Here is a 17,575-nt window from a genome sequence, read left to right as displayed (position 1 = left end):
CCAGACAGAATTTGACAATGATTCCCGCCCGCTGTTGCAGCGGCGCGGTGCTGACTATGAGGACATGATGAGCGACTATATTTCCCGTGGCAATTTGCAGGTCGATCCCGCTTTGGCGGCTTTTCTGGAGGATCGCGTTCTGGCGCCCCTCGGCCATGATCCGGCCCGTTTCTGGCAGGGGTTTTCCGATCTTGTCCACGCGTATGCCCCGCGCAACCACGACCTGTTAGCCAAGCGAGAAAAGCTGCAATCACAGATCGATGCCTGGCATACCGAACGCCGCGGACAGCCGCATGATGCGGAAGGCTATGCCGCCTTCCTGACCGAGATCGGCTATCTCGTGCCCGAACCGGGCGACTTCACCATCGGCACCCAGAATGTCGACCCAGAAATTGCAACTATGGCCGGGCCGCAATTGGTGGTCCCGATCCTCAATGCGCGCTTCCTGCTCAATGCCGCCAATGCGCGCTGGGGCAGCCTGTATGATGCGTTCTATGGCACCGATGTGCTGGATGCGCCGCCAGCACGTCCGGGTGGCTATGACGAGGATCGCGGCGCTGCGGTGATTGCGCAGGCGCGCGCGTTTCTGGATGAGGCGCTGCCGCTCAAGAGCGGGAGCTGGGCCGACCTGACGCGTGATGGCGTCACGACGGGCGGCATCCCGATCAAGGATGAAAGCCAGTATGTCGGGCAGACCGAACAGGGGCGTCTGTTCGTCAATAATGGCCTGCATATCGAAGTTCAGTGGGATCCGGACAGTGCCGTCGGCAAAACTGACAGGGCGGGCATCAGCGATGTCGTGATCGAAAGCGCGCTGACCACGATTGCCGATTGCGAAGATTCGGTGGCCGCTGTCGATGCAGAGGACAAGCTGCTGGCATACACCAATTGGCTCGGCGTGATCCGCGGCGATTTGCAGGAGAGCTTCGACAAGGGCGGCAAGACACTCACGCGCGCGCTCAAGGGCGACAAGACATACACGGACACCAATGGCGCGGCGCAGTCATTGCCAGGTCGCAGCCTGCTCTTTGTGCGTAATGTCGGCCACCTGATGACCAATCCTGCCATCCTGCTGGAAGATGGCAGCGAGATTCCCGAAGGCATCATGGACGCTGTCTTCACCAGCGCCATCAGCGCGCAGGATGTCAAAGGCCTCGGCACCTACGGCAACAGCCGCGTCGGCAGCATCTATATCGTGAAGCCCAAGATGCACGGGCCAGAAGAATGCTCCTTTACCAACGACTTGTTCAACGCGGTTGAGGATTTGCTGGAGCTCCCGCGCCACACAATCAAGGTTGGCGTGATGGACGAGGAGCGCCGCACTTCCGCCAATCTCGCCGCCTGCATCCATGCCGTGCGCGACCGGATCGTGTTCATCAACACGGGGTTCCTTGATCGCACAGGCGATGAAATCCACACCTCGATGCAGGCCGGCCCCATGATACGCAAAGGCGCTATGAAGGGCAGCGCTTGGCTCAAAGCGTATGAAGCACGCAATGTCGGTATCGGGCTCAAACATGGCCTGTCGGGCCGGGCCCAGATCGGCAAGGGCATGTGGGCTGCGCCTGATCTGATGGGGCAAATGATGGTTGAGAAAATCGGCCATCTGCGTGCTGGCGCGAACACCGCCTGGGTGCCTAGTCCGACCGCGGCAACACTCCATGCGATCCACTATCACCGCGAGGATGTGTTCGAAATCCAGCAAGGCCTGGGCGACATTGCGAGCCTGTCCGATCTGCTCACCATCCCCTTGGCCGAAGGGACCAATTGGTCCGAAGCCGAGGTGCGCGAGGAACTGGACAACAACGCGCAGGGCCTGCTTGGCTATGTCGTGCGCTGGATCGATGCCGGGGTCGGCTGTTCCAAGGTGCCGGACATCAACGATGTCGGTCTGATGGAAGACCGCGCGACCTTGCGCATTTCCTCCCAGCACATGGCCAACTGGTTGCTCCACGGCGTGTGCTCACGCGATCAGGTGATGGATAGCCTCAAGCGCATGGCTGCCAAAGTGGACGCGCAAAATGCGGGTGATCCGACCTACGAACCGATGACAGGCAACTGGGACGGCGTGGCCTTCAAAGCTGCCTGCGACCTGGTTTTCAAGGGTGTCGAGCAACCCAGCGGTTACACCGAACCCCTGCTCCACCAATGGCGGCTGGTGAGGAAAGCTAACTGAGGGCCCGCGCCAGCGCGACGAATTCGTCGACTGAAAGTGTCTCGGCACGCCGCGTATCTGCGATCCCGACTTGGGCCAGCGCGTCAACTGCGCCTGGCATGCCTTTCAGGCTCTGGCGCAGCATCTTGCGGCGCTGGCCGAAGGCGGCTTCGGTCAGGCGCTCAAGCGTTCTGGCGCTGACGCCATCCGTCATGTCCTGCGGTGTCACATGGACGATCGCGCTCATAACCTTGGGTGGCGGAGTGAAGGCGCTGCGGTGGACTTTCATCGCCAGGTTCGCGTTGCCGCGCCACTGCGCCAATACGGCCAGACGCCCATAGGCAGAGCCGCCTTCTTTCGCGACAATCCGCTGCGCGACCTCTTGCTGGAACATCAGGGTGAGCGAAGTCCATTGCGGCGGCCAGCTTTCGCCTCCCAGCCAGCGCACGAGCAGGGCCGTTCCGACATTGTAGGGCAGGTTGGCAACCACAGCGAAAGTTTCGCCCATTAATTCGGCATGGTCGACTTTCATCGCGTCGCCTTCGATTACGCGCAGCTTTCCGGGATAGGCCTCGGCCAGTTCCGCAAGAGCAGGCAGGCAGCGTTTGTCCATCTCGATCGCGGTTACCCGCGCTCCGGCCTTCAACAAGGCGCGGGTCAGGCCACCGGGCCCGGGGCCAATCTCCAGGACGGCCTGGTCTTGCAAATCACCGGGTATGGCCGCGATCCGGTCCAGCAATTGAGCGTCGAACAGGAAATTCTGGCCTAGGGCCTTGGACGCGGACAGGCCATGGCGCGCGATGACGTCGCGCAAAGGAGGAAGATCAACCATTGCCGTGCGCCAGTGATCGGCGTGCCGCGCATTCGCCAGCCATTGTCAGCGCCGCAATCATGGCGCCCGGATTGGCCAGTCCATGACCGGCGATATCGAAGGCCGTACCGTGGTCCGGGCTGGTGCGGATGATGGGCAAGCCGAGTGTGACATTGACGCCTTGGTCAAAATCCAGCGCCTTGACCGGGATCAGGGCTTGGTCATGATACATGCACAAGGCAACGTCGAAGCCCGCCCGGCTGTGCGGACTGAACAGGGCATCGGCGGGATACGGGCCTGACGCATCGATACCCTCTTTCTTCAAAGCGGCAATCGCGGGCGCGATGACGTCGGCTTCCTCGTGGCCAAACTTACCATATTCCCCGGCATGCGGGTTGAGGCCTGTCACTGCGAGGCGGGGGCGGGCGATACCGAAATCACGGGTGAGTGCGTTGGCCGTGGTCCGCCCACGCTCCACGATCAGCTCAGTCGAAAGCAACTGAGCGACCTGTGCCAAAGGGCAATGCACAGTCAGCGGGACGGCCCGCAAAGTGGGGCCCGCCAGCATCATGACCGAAGCGTCGTCTGGCAGCCCGCAGGCCGCGGCGAGGAATTCTGTCTGTCCCGGGTGTGTGAAGCCGACTTGCTCGAGCAGGCCCTTGGCAATCGGGGCGGTGACGACGGCGGAGGCGTCACCGTCAGTTGCCAGCTGCGTCGCGCGTTCGAGCGATTGCAGCGCCAGTTTTGCCCCCGCCGGATCGGGTGCGCTGGGGGCATAGTCGCCATCGAAACCTCTCAATACGGGCAAGGCGCGTCCGAAGACGCCCGATGCGGCGGCGGGTTCGGTGACTTCCTCTATCGGGCAATCGAGGGAAAATGCTCGCGCGGCCTTGCGCAGCGCATTCGCGCCGCCCGCCACAACGAAGGCGGGAATATCCCGATCCTGGCGCGCAAGCCACGCAGCAATGATGATTTCCGGCCCGATTCCGGCCGGATCACCCAGGGATATTGCGAGCGGGCGCTGGCTCAATTGTACTCGATATAGGCGTCGTTGCGCAGGTCGCGCAGGTAACGCTGGGCGCGCTTGTTGATCCGCTCGTCTTCCATCCGGCTCATCAACTGGTCGAAAGATGGGCCGTCATTGGCTTCGGGATCATCACGGCCACACAGCAGCAAGACGCGCACCCCTTCGGCAATGGAGCCGAAAGGCGGGGTCGACTGGCCGACCTGCAATTGCAGCAAAGTTGCCTGCAACTGTTCCGGCAGCGAGCGGATCCGCAGCTGGTCGTTGGTGACTACTTCCGCGCCCACGGTTTGCGCAGCACGCTCGGCATCACCGCAACCGCGGATCGTGCCGACAGCCTGGGTAAATGCTTCGACCTGCTGGCCGGCGGCTTCCTCGGTTACGCCTTCAGGGAAACTGATCGAAATCTGCTTCAGGCTGAGCACGGCATCACGCGGATCGGCGGTCAGGACCTGGCGTTTGTCGATCAGATACATGATCGTGTAACCGCCGGGGATCTTGATCGGGCCGGTCAATTGGCCAGCCTGCATCGATTGGGCTGCTGTCGCCATTTCGGGCGGCAGGGTGGCGAGGCGGACAAAGCCGAGATCGCCGCCTACCGCAGCAGTCGATGCTTCGGAGAACTGGCGGGCATAGGCGACAAAGCTGCCACCCTCGCGCAACTGTTGCATGATCCGTGCTGCATTCTGCTGCACAGCAGCGTCGGTTTCAGCGGTGGCCGACAGGTAAATTTCGCCAATGCGATATTCGTCCTGGCCGCGCGATTCCTCCAGCCGCTTCATGATATCGTTGACCTCTTCCTCCGACACATTGACGAAGGGGGCAATGTTTCGACGCAGCAGTCGCTGCCACGCAAGTTCACCCTGGATCTGGCGCTTGAGCGAAGCGGGGGAGGACCCAATCGATAGCAGATAGGCGTCCATCGCTTCGGTGTTCTGCCCGAAATTTTGGGCCGCCAGCCGCTGGTAGGACTGGTTGACCTCGGGCGCGCCAATGGTGATTTCCTGCAAGGCAGCGGCCTGGATCTGCAATGTCTCGTCGATCAGATTGCGCAAAACCTGCATGCGCAGCCGAACCATTTCTTCGTCGCTGATCGCGTTTTGCGAGGCGGCGGAGACCAATGCGACGCGGTGATCGACATCGGTGCCGGTAATCACGGTGCCGTTCACAACCGCCGTGGCCCGGCGCATATTGGGATCGGTTTCACCCAGCATGGTGATGTTGTCGGGAATGCCCAGCGGATTGGACACTGTGGGCGCTGGTGCGGGCTGCGCAGCGTTTTGTGCGAGCGCGGGCAAGGGTGCGGTCACCAAGCCAAGCGTGGCGCCGGTTACTGCAAGGGTGGAGAGCAGTGAAGAAACTGTAGTCTTGATCACGAAAGATACCTGTCTGGCGCCCCTGTCCCAGGGCGGTCTGTGTTGGCTGTCACATCGCAATATGCGGCTTAACCAAAGCTGAGTGGGCGCGATTTAGCCTGTTTGTCGGGGTGTGCCAATGGACCTGTGTCGTGGCGGTGGAAAGTTAGCGGAAACCGAGATTTCGCAAGGAGAAATAGATCTGGAATGTGTCGCCGCGTTGGGCATCCCCCTGGTCGACATAGTCGCGCCGCCAGGTCAGCCCGAATTCCAGGCAATCGTCCTGGTAGGCGACGCCCAGCCGGGTACGGATGGGCTGGAAACCGTCTGATGTCAGGGTTGGATCTTCGTTGCGGTCGGTCAGGTTGAAAACACCTGCGCCAAACAACGACCAATAGCGCGCAAATGCGACGCGCGTGGCAACGCGCACTTCTTCGCGATCCTGCAAATCCTCGATTCCCTGGGCGATATCGCGATCAAGGCGCAGATAGCCGACTTCGAGATAGGTCCGCCGGCTACCGATAGTGGCGTCAAATTCGTTCCGGCGCAGCGCGAAACTGTCTTTGTCGAGCCGGTACCGGTGCGTGAGTGAGAGAAAATCCTTGTAGCGCACCTCCGTCCTGCCGACGAAATCGGAAACGCGTTCGGACAGGCCGGTACCGTCGACCAGAATGTCCCGATCCTTGTCGAGCCGGTAAGACTGGCCCAGCGTGGTCTTTACCCGCAAGCCCGGGCGGGTCAGTTCCCAGTCGAATCCGTAGGTGATCCGCGCTCCGTCTTCGACCCGGTCATATCCAGGGAAGCGGTTGAGCGCGAAGAGGTTGGAATCCTCCAGATCGATGGCGCGCGCATCTTCGTTGGGCACCGCCAAGTTGCGGATCGGCGGGGTGGCAACGATCTGCACGCGCGGCGTGAAGACTTGCGTTCCGCCAAAGGCTTCGCCAGCCAGCGGCCATTGCATATCGGCCGCGATCAGGCCGATCGCGCGCCCCTGCCAGCCGGGATTTCCGCGATAGATTGCAGTCGCGGTCAGGCCGTTCTCGTCGGAATGATACACGTCGCCCCGGGCCAGTGCGGTAAATTGCACCACCTGGCCCAGCGGCGTCACCTTGCGCAGGTCCCAACGGGCCCCTGCAAAGGCACGCTGGGTATCCTGCCCGACATCGCGGACAATCGCGAGACTGTTGGCCTGCAATTCGATCGTGCCGCCCAGAACCGGGTCGGCCAGGCGGCGACGATAATCGATCACTGGCAATGCAATCGGGACCTGCCCTTGCGGCTGGTTAAGCCGCAATGTCTGCGTGGCATAGCCGGCAATCTGGAGATAGCTGTTGCGATCGATCCGCTCCAGCTCGACGATAGAACGCAGGCGGTCATCACGGCTGATATCGTACCGGCGCAGGAAGGTCCGGTCGCTGGCAACGCGGATTGAGCTGGTCAGGCTCCAGTTCTCGTCAAACTGGAACTTGCCGTTCGCGAACAGGTAGCCGCGAAAATCCTGTTCGCTGGTCGGCACGCCGGTAAAGTCGGAGATGCGACGGCTATAGGTGCCATAGCCTGTGATCTGGAAAGCGCCCTTGTCTCCCAGCTGGCGATACTGGCCCGAAACCATCGGTGGTGCCGAAGTGTAGACATAGGCCCCCAGGGTCAGGTCCTTATTGTCGGACAATCGATGATAGTATTGCCCGGTCAGCTCCAGCCCGTTGGATTCAGAGATCCGGATATCGGGGATCAGGAAACCCGAAACCGCCCCGCCATCGGTGCGAATCGACAGGCCTGGCATCGGCAGCAGGCGCTTGCCGAACAATTCGAGATACGCACCGCGAAAGCGCACCCGGCGATCTTCCGGGCTGTAGACCACGCGCTCGGCCGTGATCCGCCAGCTGGGCTTCTTGTCGCAACCGTCAGGATCGGAGACAGCGCAGGCGCTGTAAGCCGCGCGGTTGAGGATGATCGTCCCGTCATCCCCGCGTTCGCCCGATTCTGCGGCCAACCGCCCCCCTTCGCGCAGGGCGAGCAACAAATCCTCCATCGCGCCCGTTTCGAACTTGTCGGTCAGTTCGACGCTGCTCGAATATAGCTGGTTTCCGTCGGCATCGACCAGGCGGACATTGCCGCTGGCGAGGATAACGCCCGATTTCCTGTCCCAACGCACTTCGTCGGCGCGAACCGATTGGTCTTCGCTGCGCAAAATTACATTGCCGCGGGCCGTGACGACATCCGATTCTGAATCGTAATCCAGCGCATCGGATTCGAAATCGATTTGGCGTGGTTCTTCCACCGCGGCGATTGTCTGGTCGGGAACGGGGGTCGGCACGCCTTGTTGTTGTGCCAGCGCCGGTGTCGCGACCCCGCACAGCGCAGCCAGCGCCAATGCAACGCCCGGCGCAGGCATGCGGCGCAACAGGGCAGGCAATGCAGAAGCGTTGGGCGGGCGCATGGCTTGCCTATTGCACTTGCCCCGCCTAATCGCAATCGCACTTCGTCACACCCACGAAACTGTGCGCCGTGTGCCGCGTTGGATAATGAAAACAGACCCCTGCCGGAGATCCCATGAAGATCACATTCGCCGATAGCATCACCGCCGACACAACCTTGGTCGCGCATGTCGTAGACCATGGAAAGATCCCCAAAGAGCTGGAGCGCGCGCTGGCAGACGGTGCCAAGGCGGCACGGTTCAAGGGTGGCGCAGGCCAGCTGTTTGACGGTTTTGTCGAGCGTGACGGAAACGTGGTGCGGGTCGCGCTTGCAGGGGCAGGCGAAAAGGATGCCAGTGCCAGGGCCCTCAATTGCGAGAAGGCCGGGGCGGCATTGGCTGCCAAGTTCCTGACTTCGGGCGAGACGACGATTGTGCTGGATCTTTCCGCAGCCGGTCTGTCAGCTGCCGAAACCGCATCGGTCCTGACCGGCCTGCGCCTGCGGACGTGGCGCCATGATGCCTATCGCACCACTTTGAAGGAAGAGCAGAAGAAAACGCTCGCACATGCGATCGTGGTCGGCGCCACCAAGACTGCTCCAGCTGCCTGGGAAACCGAAGCTGCCCTGTGCGAAGGGATCGAGTTCACGCGCCATTTGGTCGCTGAACCGGCCAACAAGGTTTATCCGGAAAGCTTCGTGTCCAAATGTCGCGATGCCCTGCAGGGTACGGGCATCGAAATCACTGTGCTGACCGATGATGATATGGAAAAGCTGGGCATGGGCGCGTTGCTCGGCGTGGGGCTAGGATCGGAACGCCCGTCGCGTATCCTGGCGATGAAGTGGAACGGCGGCGAGCCGGGCCAACGCCCGATGGCATTTGTCGGCAAAGGTGTGACTTTCGATACCGGCGGCATCTCGCTCAAACCGGGTGCCGGCATGGAAGACATGAAATGGGACATGGGCGGCGCCGGCGCTGTCGCTGGCGGCATGGTCGCCCTGGCCAAGCGCAAGGCGAAAGCCAATGTCGTGGGCGTGGTCGGCCTGGTCGAGAATATGCCCGACGGCAAGGCGCAGCGCCCGGGCGATGTCGTCACCAGCGCGAACGGCCAGACGATCGAAGTCATCAACACCGATGCCGAAGGGCGGCTGGTGCTGTGCGACGCATTGTGGTGGACCCAGAAAGAATATGATCCGGTTGCGGTAGTCGACTTTGCGACCTTGACCGGAGCCATGATTATCGCACTCGGCAGCGAACATGGTGGCGTGTTCGCCAATGATGATGATCTGGCCGACAAGCTCCTTGCGGCAGGCGAGAGCACCGGTGACAAGCTGTGGCGCCTCCCGGTCTCCCCGGCCTATGACAAGCTGATCAACAGCCCGATTGCGGATATGAAGAATGTCGGCCCGCGCGGAGCTGGCTCGATTACCGCAGCGCAGTTCCTCCAGCGCTTTATCGATAAAGATCGCCCGTGGGCGCACTGCGATATTGCCGGCATGGTGTGGGCGGACAAGCCTGGCCAAACGTGGGACAAGGGCGCCACCGGTTATGGTGTGCGGATAATCGACCAGTATGTCCGCGACGTGCTGGAAGGGTAATTCTGACACGTGTCCAAGATGCGCAAGAAAGCGGACCTTCCGTCCAAAATATGTGCGTCTTGCGGCCTCCCGTTTGCATGGCGCAAGAAATGGGAGCGGGATTGGGACAACGTGAAGTATTGTTCTGACCGCTGCCGGCGCGATAGCAAGAGCAACACGGCATGAAGGCCGATTTCTGGCAACTCTCCTCCGATCCCGCAGAGAAGGTCGTCGCAATGATTGCCGGGCGTGTGCTGGGCGAGGCGGAGCGCCTGCTAGTCGTTTCCGAAGACGCAGCGCAGCGGGCGGCGATCAGCAAGGCATTGTGGGATACCAACCCGGAGAACTTCCTGGCCAATGGCGAGGCCGATTCCGTCGGTGCGGAACGCCAGCCCGTGCTGCTCTCGGCAGAGTGCAAGGCAACCAATGGCGCAAGCCATGTCATCTTTGCCGACGGGGCATGGCGGGAGCCAGAAGGCTTTGCCCGCGCATTCCTGCTGTTTAGCGAAGCAACGCTGGATCAGGCTCGTGCTACCTGGCGCTCCCTCGACGGCGCCAAAGATCTCGAGCGGGCCTTCTTCCGCCAGGACAACGGCAAGTGGACCAAGGTCGCCTAATCTCTCTTGTGGTTCCGGACTGATCCTGATGGCGCAGGGGATTGCGTCTGCCGCGCGGGTTTGGGATGATTGCGGCTTACTGAGGGAGGGAATCAATGCGTATCATTCTGGCTTCCACCATGGCGCTGGCGCTTGCCGCCTGCGGATCGGAGAAATCCGGCACGATCGAAACCGAAGACGGCGAAACCGCCGAATACACCATCGATGATTCCTCCGGCGGCGTCACCGCGTCTATCGAAACAGAGGACGGCACGGCGACCATGCAGACCGGCGAGAACGTGAAGGCGGACTTGCCCAACGGTTTCTCCGTCTATCCCGGCGCGACGATCCAGAGCGTCACCAATGTTGCGCAGGATGGCGACAAGGGATCACTGGTCATGCTGGAAAGCACCGACAGCCCGCAGAAAATCGCCGATCATTACCGTAAGGAAGCCGAGGCTGCCGGTATCTCGATCGAGATGGACCTGACTGTGAATGACGGAAAAATGATCGGCGGGACGGGCGAAAACGGCATGAGCTTTTCGCTCAATGCCACACCGTCCGAAGGGACCACGCAAGCGCAGTTGATGGTCAGCGAGGGGCTGGGTAACTGACCCGATTTCGGGGTTGGTGGACGCAGGCTTGTATCGCAGGGCTTGCGGGCTGTGACGCCGCGCTCTAAAGGCGCGCGCAATCTCTCCCAATGACATCAAGGAATTCCCCATGGCGGTTACCCGCACCTTTTCGATCATCAAGCCTGACGCCACCCGCCGCAACCTGACCGGTGCTGTGACCCAGATGCTGGAAGAAGCCGGCCTGCGCGTCGTTGCGTCCAAGCGTATCCACATGAGCCGCGAACAGGCCGAAGGTTTCTACGCCGTGCACAGCGAGCGTCCTTTCTTCGGCGAACTGGTCGAGTTCATGATGAGCGAGCCGGTTGTCGTGCAGGTCCTAGAAGGCGAAGACGCCGTGACCCGCAACCGCGACATCATGGGCGCCACCAACCCGGCCGAAGCTGCCGAAGGCACCATTCGCAAAACCCACGCCCTGTCGATCGGTGAAAACACCGTCCACGGTTCGGACAGCGACGAGAACGCCAAGATCGAGATCGACTTCTTCTTCGATGCGAGCGAAATCGTCGGCTAATCGCCTGATATCACCGAATTCGAAGAGGGCCGCCTGATTGGGCGGCCCTTTTTTTGGGGGATAGGGTGGAGAGCGGACGCCTGAAAGGGTCGACAGTCGCTGATGAGAATGCGGTGCGGCTATTTCGGTCTAAGGAGCATTTGCCACACTATGAATGCGGCAATTGCCTGCTCAGCCCAAGCAAGCGGGAGTGCGACCCATATAAAGCGCGCTGGAACCAAGCCCATATTATAGACGCCCAACCACAGAAGGCCGAAGACCGTCAAAGTGAACAATATTGAAGCGGTAATCGCTTGCCAGAAAGAAGGTCCTGCCGTTTTCAAAAACAGCCAGTAAAATCCCGTGGCGGCGGCTACCAGAATCAAGTCCCACAATGACCATATCGCGAACGTCGCGAGGTCGAACGGAGCTATTCTCGCTTCGCCAGGAAAAGCCTCGTGAAGCATGGGCTTGATGACATAGAGATAGCGCCACACCTCTGATGCGTTGATCCATACGAAGTTGATCGCAAGCGCGATCAGGAAAGCGCGCGGAACGGCAAATGTACGACCCGAGTTAGCGCTGGCCGTCTTTTCGATCATTGATGAGCGTCCCTTGATTTGATGAGAGAAACGATTGTTCTCGCCTGCCGTCGCAGTGGCTTGGCCGAAGTTGCGGTGCGAGACATTGACCATAGTCCTTGAGCACAGGTGACGAGCAGCTCTGCCAATGCAGCGACCTCGTTCGCATCCTCCTGTGGCTCAACCAAGCTCAGCGCTCTGGCAAAACCGACGCGAAGACGCCGATGATGTTGGTCAACCTTGTCGGATGCAAGTTGGTCATGGGGCGCCGTTTCGGTCGCGGCATTGGCGACAAAACACCCCGGTCCCGGTAGCCCGATCTTTTCGGCAAGGGAGATTTGTGTCTCGAAATAGTCTTCTATCGTGGCGATTCCGCCCGTCGCAGTCTCGACGGGCTCAAACGCAGGATCGACGATTGCGCTTTGGTAAGCGTCGAAGCAGCGCAGATACAATTCGTGCTTGCTACCGAAGTGCGAGTAAATGGCGTGCCTGCTGACACCAATCCTATCTACGAGCTCGTCCATCGACGTCGCATTATAGCCGCGCTGCCAGAAATGGCGCATTGCTGCATCGAGGATCTCGGGTTCGGATTTGACGGGCTTGCGGGGCATTCGCGATGAATAACAGAACGATCATTCTGTTTCAATGCGCATTTGCCGGAAGCCCAATATCGGCCCGGATGAGCGATGGATCGCCGATCGAGTGTCTGCAATCAGGTCGCCAGCGGAATGGCTGGCTCTGTCTAAACCGTGAGAGACAACCTCAGGCCCGCACCACCAGATTTCCAAAGTGTTTGCCTGCATAAAGCATCAGCAACGCCTCCGGAAAATTCTCGACCCCCTCCACGGCGTGCTCGTGTAGTGCCAGGTTGCCTGAGCGGAGCAGGGCAGAAATTTCTTCTACGGCCTCGGGGAAGCGGGCGGCGTGATGGCTGACGACGAAGCCGCGCATAGAGGCGTTGCGTTCGGCGAGCCGGAGATAGAGCTTCGGGCCCTGCACATCGTCGAGGTTCTCATACTGCGAGATGGCACCGCAAATCGCAATGCGGGCGCCGCCGGTGGGACGCAGATTGTCGAGTGCGCTATCGAGAATATCGCCGCCGACATTGTCAAAGAACACCTCGATCCCGTCTGGCGCGGTCGCTGCGATTTGCTCGGTCACATTGCCCTGCTTGTAGTCGATCGCGGCATCCGCACCGACCTCGCTGGTGAGATAGGCGCATTTTTCCGCGCCGCCCGCGATCCCGATGACATGGGCCCCGCGGCTCTTTGCCAGTTGCACCACGCAGGAGCCAACTGCGCCTGCTGCGCCTGACACGAGCACAGTCTCGCCCGCTTTCATTTCGCCCACTGCGATCAGGCCGACCCATGCGGTGAGCCCAGTCGTGATGCCCAGCGGACCGACGATGGCGGCCGGATCAATCCCCTCCTCCAGAGTCACCTTTTGCAGGCCATCGGGCTCGAGCAGGGCGTGTGTCTGGGCGCACAGCAAACCGTAGGCCCAATCGCCCACCTGCCAGTCAGGATGGGTGCTGGCGACCACTTCGCCGACTCCGAAAGCCCTGATGGTCTGGCCGAGATTGGAGCGTGCGTGCATTCCGGCATCGCTCAGGGTGGTGCGGATCCACGCGTCTACAGAGAGCGTGTGTGACTTCACCACGATTTGCCCCTCGGGCACTTCGGTGATGGCAACATCCTCCACCCCGAAATTGTCCAACGTGGGTAAATCCACGGCAAATTCTTTGAGGAATACGCGGCGGTTTTCGAACATGGTTGTGGCCTGTGCAGCGGTGTGATCCGCTGTGCCTGATCCACGGTTGCCGCTGTCTCAAGTGGCCAATTGACTAGGGAACCCGCTGGTGATGCCCGCGGCGCAGCCTAAAATTCGTCCGCAGCATCCATCAGCTTGGTCAGGCGTTTGGGGGCCACGGCCTGCCAGCTGCGGCCTAGCCAGTATTCGACCTGTTCCCAATCGCAATCGGGGCGGTTCAGGATCAGGCCTACCCAGCCGCTCGCGCCGTAAAAGGCGGGTTTGTAGAAGGCTTGGGGATCGCCATCGATCAAGGCAGCCAGTTCGTCTTGCCCACTGGTCTTGGCGAGCAGGGCGATGTGCTCGGCCCCGTGATGCTGGTCACTGAAATAGGCGAAGTACTTGCCGCTTTTCCCGCCTGTGCGCCATCCGGGGGAGCCATGGCTGGGGCGCTCCTCTGCTTCGGGCAGGGCCAAGGCGAGTGATCGCACCCGCTCCAGCAACCACGCGGAATCAAACGGCTGCGACACGAAGTCGGACAGCGCGCGCGGATAGAGCTGGTGCTCTGCCAGCTTGACCCGATAGGCCAGCGTCTCGGGCGTATCCCCGGCGAGAATGGCGACCTCGGACTGGCCCAGAACCTGCCCGCCATCGAGCTCTCCGGTGACCAGGTGGACCGAGCAACCGGCATATTCATCCCCCGCATCGAGCGCACGGGCATGCGGGTCGAGCCCCTTGTATTTCGGCAGCAGGGAGGGGTGGATATTGAGCATTTTGCCTTCCCATCGCGCCACCATTTCGTCCGACAGGATCCGCATATACCCGGCCAGTGCCACGAATTGGGCGCCATGTTCGCGGATCGCCTCGTCCATCAGAAGATCGTGATCGGCGCGTTCCATCCCTTTATGGCTGAGTGCGAAGGTCGGGATGCCTTCAGCCTCGGCGATCGATAGGCCGCCCGCATGGGGATCATTGCTGGCAACGAGGACGATTTCGAACGGGGAATTGGGCAGGCGACTGGCATAAAGAAGCGCCGCCATATTGGTGCCGCTGCCCGAAATCAGCACCGCGACCCTGGCGAGAGGCGCATCAGCCAAGGTGCCGCACTTCCCAGTCGGCAGTGGCCGACCATGTGCCTGCGGAACCCCGCACGGTGCAGCCTTTGTCTCCAGCTTCGACCATGCCGATCCGGTGGACTGTTTCGCCTGCCTCGCGCAGTTGACCCATGACCGTTTCGACTTTGCCGGGCTCCACTGCCAGCACCATGCCTACCCCGCAATTGAATGTACGCGCCATTTCGGCAGATTCGATGCCGCCTTGCGCTTGCAGGAAAGCCATCAGGCGAGGCTGCTCCCAGGCATCGGCATCAACCACAGCATGCGCGCCGTCGGGCAGCACGCGCGGAATATTTTCCAGCAAGCCGCCACCGGTGATGTGAGCCAAAGCGTCGATTGCACCGGTGCGGATGGCGGGCAGCAGGCTGGCGACATAGATGCGGGTTGGTTCCAGCAAATGGTCGATCAGCAGCTTGTCATTGTCGAACAGGGCCGGGCGGTCGAGCTTCCAGCCTTTGTCGGCGGCTAGCCGCCTGACGAGGGAATAGCCGTTGGAGTGCACGCCTGAGCTGGCAAGGCCCAGCAAGACATGCCCGGGCGCGACCTTGTCGCCGGTCAATTGTTCGCCGCGCTCGACAGCGCCAACACAAAAACCGGCAAGGTCGTAGTCGCCTTCGGCATACATGCCCGGCATTTCAGCGGTCTCGCCGCCGATCAGGGCGCAGCCTGCCTGCTTGCAGCCTTCGGCGATGCCGGCCACGACTCGCTCGGCAACGCCGTTCTCCAGCTTGCCTGTGGCGAAGTAGTCGAGGAAGAAAAGCGGCTCTGCACCCTGCACGATCAGGTCATTCACGCACATTGCGACCAGATCGATGCCAACAGCGTCGTGCCGGTCATGATCGATGGCCAGTTTCAGCTTGGTGCCGACCCCATCATTCGCAGCGACCAGCAATGGGTCTGCATAGCCTGCCGCCTTGGGATCGAAAAAGCCGCCGAAACCGCCCAATTCGGCGTCTGCACCGGGGCGGGCAGTCGCTTTGACGAGCGGCCCGATCGCCTTGACGAGGGCATTTCCGGCATCGATCGAGACGCCTGCATCGGCATAGGTGTAACCGGTTTTCTGTGAACTATCCGCAGCCATACCCACGCCTTTAGTCATTCGCGCTTGGAATCGCACGGCCCTTTCGGCAAAAGGCTCTCGGTTTTCCCCATGGCACTGACATTGACCCTTCACGAACGCCCGATCGCACCCGGCATTATCCTGGCTGGCCTTGGCCTGCTGGCGGCGCTGGGTATCGGCCTGGCGGTCGCAACTGCGCAAGTGGATGGTGACCGCGGGATCGCGGTGGTCACGGCCAGCAGCGATATCGATGTCGGCGGGATCGAAGTCGACGTGACCGGCGACGACGCGGACGATGCGCGGCAGAAGGGCTGGCGCCGTGCCCAGCGTGAAGCATGGGCCAAGCTGGGCGGGCCGACATTGTCCGACGGCCAGCTTCAGTCGCTGGTTTCTGCCGTCGTAATCGAGCGAGAGCGGGTAGGCAGCAAGCGTTACATCGCGACACTCGGCGTGATATTCGACCGGCAACGGGCCGGGCGCTATCTTGGCGGAACAGCCCAGGCGCGGCGATCCGCCCCGATGCTGCTGATTCCGGTAACGATCTCCGGCGGGACAGAACTGGTCTACGAACAGCGCAATCCGTGGCAGCGAGCGTGGGCGGAGTATCAAGCAGGTACCAGCCGCATCGATTATGTCCGGCCGTCTGGCGCGGGCGGCGATTCGCTGCTGCTCACCTATGGCCAGACCAGCCGACGCAGCCGGGCGTGGTGGAATACGATCCTGGACCAGTTTGGCGCCGCCGATGTGCTGGTGCCGATCGTGCGGCTGCAATACCAATATCCTGGCGGCCCTGTCGAAGGTGCCTTCACGGCGCGATACGGCCCGGACAACCGCTATCTCGACAGTTTCACCCTGACAGCAGATTCGCCAGATGAAGTCCCGGCGATGATGGTGCAGGCGGTCAGCCAGTTTGATGAGATCTTTTCCAAGGCCTTGGCCGACGGAAAGTTGCGGCCCGATCCGACTTTGAGCCAACGCGGGATCGATGCCGATCCTGTGCTGCAGCGCCTGATCGAGGCCGGTCGTGCTGCCGTAGCGCAAGAACGCGCTGCCGCTGCCGCAGAAGCCGCTGCCGAAGCAGGCGAGAGCGCTGAAGGCAACGAGACCGCGCCAACGCCAACGCCAAGCCCGACAGCGGCCACGCTCAACACCTATGTTGTCCAGTTTGCGACGCCAAGCGCTGGTGCGGTCGATGCCACTCTGGCCGCCGTCAATGCGACGCCCGGTGTGCGTGGGGCTGCAACCAGTTCGCTCGCCATTGGCGGAACTTCGGTCATGCGGGTTACTTATGGCGGCAGCCTCGGCGATCTCGCCGCAGCGCTACGCTCGCGCGGGTTTAGCGTAAACCAGGGCAGCAACGCGCTCGCCATCAGCCGATAGGCCCGCGGCCATGTCGCAAATCGCATTGCCACTGGCGCAGGGTTTGCCCGCCGATCCCGCCAGTATCGTGGTCGGTAACGCCAATGCCCATGTGGCTGAGGCACTGGCAGATCCGTCGAACTGGCCTTTTGGTACAGCCATTCTGATGGGGCCGGCCCGGGCGGGAAAATCGCTGTTGGCGCGTTGGTTCGAGGGCGCAGGCAAGGGCAGTGCTATCGATGGCGCTGACAACTGGGACGAAACCGAGCTGTTCCACCGCTGGAACCGCGCACGCGAACAGGACGAAGCGCTGCTGCTGGTCGCTGACGGGGATCGATGGGACATTACCTTGCCGGACCTCAAATCCCGCCTCGGCGCCGCGCTGCATCTGGAAATCGGCACCCCCGACGATGCGATGCTGGCGGACCTAATCCAGAGCCATGCGACTCGCCGTGGACTTGCACTTGGCGAGGGGGCACTTACCTATCTTGTCCCTCGGGCGACGCGCAGCTTCGCCGATATCGAGAAACTGGTGGCCATGATTGACCGCCTGACCCTCGAGCGCAAAGCGGCTCCGACCCAGGGAATTTGGCGCGATGCGCTAGAAGCGGTACAAGGGCCGGAGCAGGCACGCTTGCTATAAGGTCGGAAA

The 17,575-nt window shown here is 61.5% G+C and carries 17 protein-coding genes; 8 read left to right on the top strand and 9 right to left on the bottom strand.

The genetic code is table 11. The annotated features are described in order from the left end of the window. The first annotated feature begins 67 nt into the window (after positions 1-67). On the top strand, positions 68-2,176 hold the full coding sequence (locus ABD653_RS05245; RefSeq protein WP_160780192.1) for a malate synthase G: 2,109 nt from the start codon (positions 68-70) through the stop codon (positions 2,174-2,176). Here the strand turns inward: ABD653_RS05245 and rsmA are convergent. From rsmA to ABD653_RS05225, 4 genes are all read right to left on the bottom strand, one after another. Continuing rightward, a complete protein-coding gene (rsmA, locus tag ABD653_RS05240; protein ID WP_160780191.1) occupies positions 2,169-2,987 on the bottom strand; it encodes a 16S rRNA (adenine(1518)-N(6)/adenine(1519)-N(6))-dimethyltransferase RsmA in 819 nt (272 codons plus the stop codon). The two genes, ABD653_RS05245 and rsmA, sit on opposite strands and share 8 nt — an antisense overlap. Next, the gene (pdxA, locus tag ABD653_RS05235; RefSeq protein WP_160780190.1) at positions 2,980-3,996 is read right to left on the bottom strand and encodes a 4-hydroxythreonine-4-phosphate dehydrogenase PdxA; all 1,017 of its coding nucleotides are present in this window, start codon (positions 3,994-3,996) and stop codon (positions 2,980-2,982) included. Before pdxA ends, rsmA begins: the two co-directional genes overlap by 8 nt. Next, complete coding sequence (locus tag ABD653_RS05230; RefSeq protein ID WP_407672780.1) at positions 3,993-5,366, bottom strand: peptidylprolyl isomerase; 1,374 nt, start codon at positions 5,364-5,366, stop codon at positions 3,993-3,995. The genes pdxA and ABD653_RS05230 overlap by 4 nt, the downstream gene beginning before the upstream one ends. A gap of 145 nt (positions 5,367-5,511) precedes the next feature. Beyond that, entirely contained in the window at positions 5,512-7,785 is a 2,274-nt protein-coding gene (locus ABD653_RS05225) for an LPS-assembly protein LptD (RefSeq protein WP_160780189.1), read from the bottom strand. A 113-nt stretch (positions 7,786-7,898) separates the two neighbouring features. On the opposite strand from ABD653_RS05225, the gene ABD653_RS05220 reads away from it, so the two are divergent. The 5 genes from ABD653_RS05220 (at position 7,899) to ndk (ending at position 11,080) form a co-directional block, all read left to right on the top strand. Beyond that, positions 7,899-9,359: a leucyl aminopeptidase gene (locus tag ABD653_RS05220; protein ID WP_160780188.1), complete on the top strand. Its 1,461-nt coding sequence runs from the start codon at positions 7,899-7,901 to the stop codon at positions 9,357-9,359. 18 nt (positions 9,360-9,377) lie between these two features. Next, complete coding sequence (locus ABD653_RS05215) at positions 9,378-9,524, top strand: DUF2256 domain-containing protein (protein ID WP_199801301.1); 147 nt, start codon at positions 9,378-9,380, stop codon at positions 9,522-9,524. Further along, positions 9,521-9,955 carry a DNA polymerase III subunit chi gene (locus tag ABD653_RS05210; protein ID WP_160780186.1) on the top strand — a complete coding sequence of 145 codons (435 nt, stop codon included), beginning with the start codon at positions 9,521-9,523 and terminating at the stop codon, positions 9,953-9,955. The genes ABD653_RS05215 and ABD653_RS05210 overlap by 4 nt, the downstream gene beginning before the upstream one ends. Before the next feature lie 95 nt (positions 9,956-10,050). After that, positions 10,051-10,548: a hypothetical protein gene (locus ABD653_RS05205; RefSeq protein ID WP_160780185.1), complete on the top strand. Its 498-nt coding sequence runs from the start codon at positions 10,051-10,053 to the stop codon at positions 10,546-10,548. Positions 10,549-10,657: 109 nt separating this feature from the next. Continuing rightward, positions 10,658-11,080, top strand: a complete 423-nt coding sequence (gene ndk / locus ABD653_RS05200; protein ID WP_160780184.1) for a nucleoside-diphosphate kinase — start codon at positions 10,658-10,660, stop codon at positions 11,078-11,080. Positions 11,081-11,199: 119 nt separating this feature from the next. Here ndk and ABD653_RS05195 read toward each other — a convergent pair whose 3' ends face one another. The 5 genes from ABD653_RS05195 to purM form a co-directional block, all read right to left on the bottom strand. Continuing rightward, positions 11,200-11,661 carry a hypothetical protein gene (locus ABD653_RS05195; protein ID WP_160780183.1) on the bottom strand — a complete coding sequence of 154 codons (462 nt, stop codon included), beginning with the start codon at positions 11,659-11,661 and terminating at the stop codon, positions 11,200-11,202. Further along, a complete protein-coding gene (locus ABD653_RS05190) occupies positions 11,658-12,251 on the bottom strand; it encodes a TetR/AcrR family transcriptional regulator (protein WP_160780182.1) in 594 nt (197 codons plus the stop codon). The genes ABD653_RS05195 and ABD653_RS05190 overlap by 4 nt, the downstream gene beginning before the upstream one ends. Positions 12,252-12,402: 151 nt before the next feature. Continuing rightward, positions 12,403-13,410, bottom strand: a complete 1,008-nt coding sequence (locus ABD653_RS05185) for an NADP-dependent oxidoreductase (protein ID WP_160780181.1) — start codon at positions 13,408-13,410, stop codon at positions 12,403-12,405. Between the two features lie 107 nt (positions 13,411-13,517). Continuing rightward, positions 13,518-14,486, bottom strand: a complete 969-nt coding sequence (gene purN / locus ABD653_RS05180; protein WP_160780180.1) for a phosphoribosylglycinamide formyltransferase — start codon at positions 14,484-14,486, stop codon at positions 13,518-13,520. Further along, complete coding sequence (gene purM, locus ABD653_RS05175) at positions 14,479-15,585, bottom strand: phosphoribosylformylglycinamidine cyclo-ligase (RefSeq protein WP_160780179.1); 1,107 nt, start codon at positions 15,583-15,585, stop codon at positions 14,479-14,481. Before purM ends, purN begins: the two co-directional genes overlap by 8 nt. Positions 15,586-15,654: 69 nt before the next feature. On the opposite strand from purM, the gene ABD653_RS05170 reads away from it, so the two are divergent. Then, positions 15,655-16,944, top strand: a complete 1,290-nt coding sequence (locus ABD653_RS05170; protein WP_234032213.1) for a heavy-metal-associated domain-containing protein — start codon at positions 15,655-15,657, stop codon at positions 16,942-16,944. A 10-nt stretch (positions 16,945-16,954) separates the two neighbouring features. Further along, positions 16,955-17,566, top strand: a complete 612-nt coding sequence (locus tag ABD653_RS05165) for a P-loop NTPase family protein (RefSeq protein ID WP_160780177.1) — start codon at positions 16,955-16,957, stop codon at positions 17,564-17,566. Positions 17,567-17,575: the final 9 nt, after the last annotated feature.

The sequence above is a fragment of the Parerythrobacter jejuensis genome, assembly GCF_039536765.1.
Lineage (GTDB): Bacteria > Pseudomonadota > Alphaproteobacteria > Sphingomonadales > Sphingomonadaceae > Parerythrobacter > Parerythrobacter jejuensis.
The sequence above is the reverse complement of the archived record's forward strand: the minus strand, read 5'-3'. Positions and strand labels throughout refer to the sequence as shown.

Coding starts and splice junctions, on each gene's coding strand:
- ABD653_RS05245 (WP_160780192.1), top strand. CDS start 68: ATGAGCGACTATATTTCCCGTGGCAATTTGCAGGTCGATCCCGCTTTG.
- rsmA (WP_160780191.1), bottom strand. CDS start 2,987: ATGGTTGATCTTCCTCCTTTGCGCGACGTCATCGCGCGCCATGGCCTG.
- ABD653_RS05225 (WP_160780189.1), bottom strand. CDS start 7,785: ATGCGCCCGCCCAACGCTTCTGCATTGCCTGCCCTGTTGCGCCGCATG.
- ABD653_RS05220 (WP_160780188.1), top strand. CDS start 7,899: ATGAAGATCACATTCGCCGATAGCATCACCGCCGACACAACCTTGGTC.
- ABD653_RS05215 (WP_199801301.1), top strand. CDS start 9,378: ATGCGCAAGAAAGCGGACCTTCCGTCCAAAATATGTGCGTCTTGCGGC.
- ABD653_RS05210 (WP_160780186.1), top strand. CDS start 9,521: ATGAAGGCCGATTTCTGGCAACTCTCCTCCGATCCCGCAGAGAAGGTC.
- ABD653_RS05205 (WP_160780185.1), top strand. CDS start 10,051: ATGCGTATCATTCTGGCTTCCACCATGGCGCTGGCGCTTGCCGCCTGC.
- ndk (WP_160780184.1), top strand. CDS start 10,658: ATGGCGGTTACCCGCACCTTTTCGATCATCAAGCCTGACGCCACCCGC.
- ABD653_RS05195 (WP_160780183.1), bottom strand. CDS start 11,661: ATGATCGAAAAGACGGCCAGCGCTAACTCGGGTCGTACATTTGCCGTT.
- ABD653_RS05190 (WP_160780182.1), bottom strand. CDS start 12,251: ATGCCCCGCAAGCCCGTCAAATCCGAACCCGAGATCCTCGATGCAGCA.
- ABD653_RS05185 (WP_160780181.1), bottom strand. CDS start 13,410: ATGTTCGAAAACCGCCGCGTATTCCTCAAAGAATTTGCCGTGGATTTA.
- purM (WP_160780179.1), bottom strand. CDS start 15,585: ATGGCTGCGGATAGTTCACAGAAAACCGGTTACACCTATGCCGATGCA.
- ABD653_RS05170 (WP_234032213.1), top strand. CDS start 15,655: ATGGCACTGACATTGACCCTTCACGAACGCCCGATCGCACCCGGCATT.
- ABD653_RS05165 (WP_160780177.1), top strand. CDS start 16,955: ATGTCGCAAATCGCATTGCCACTGGCGCAGGGTTTGCCCGCCGATCCC.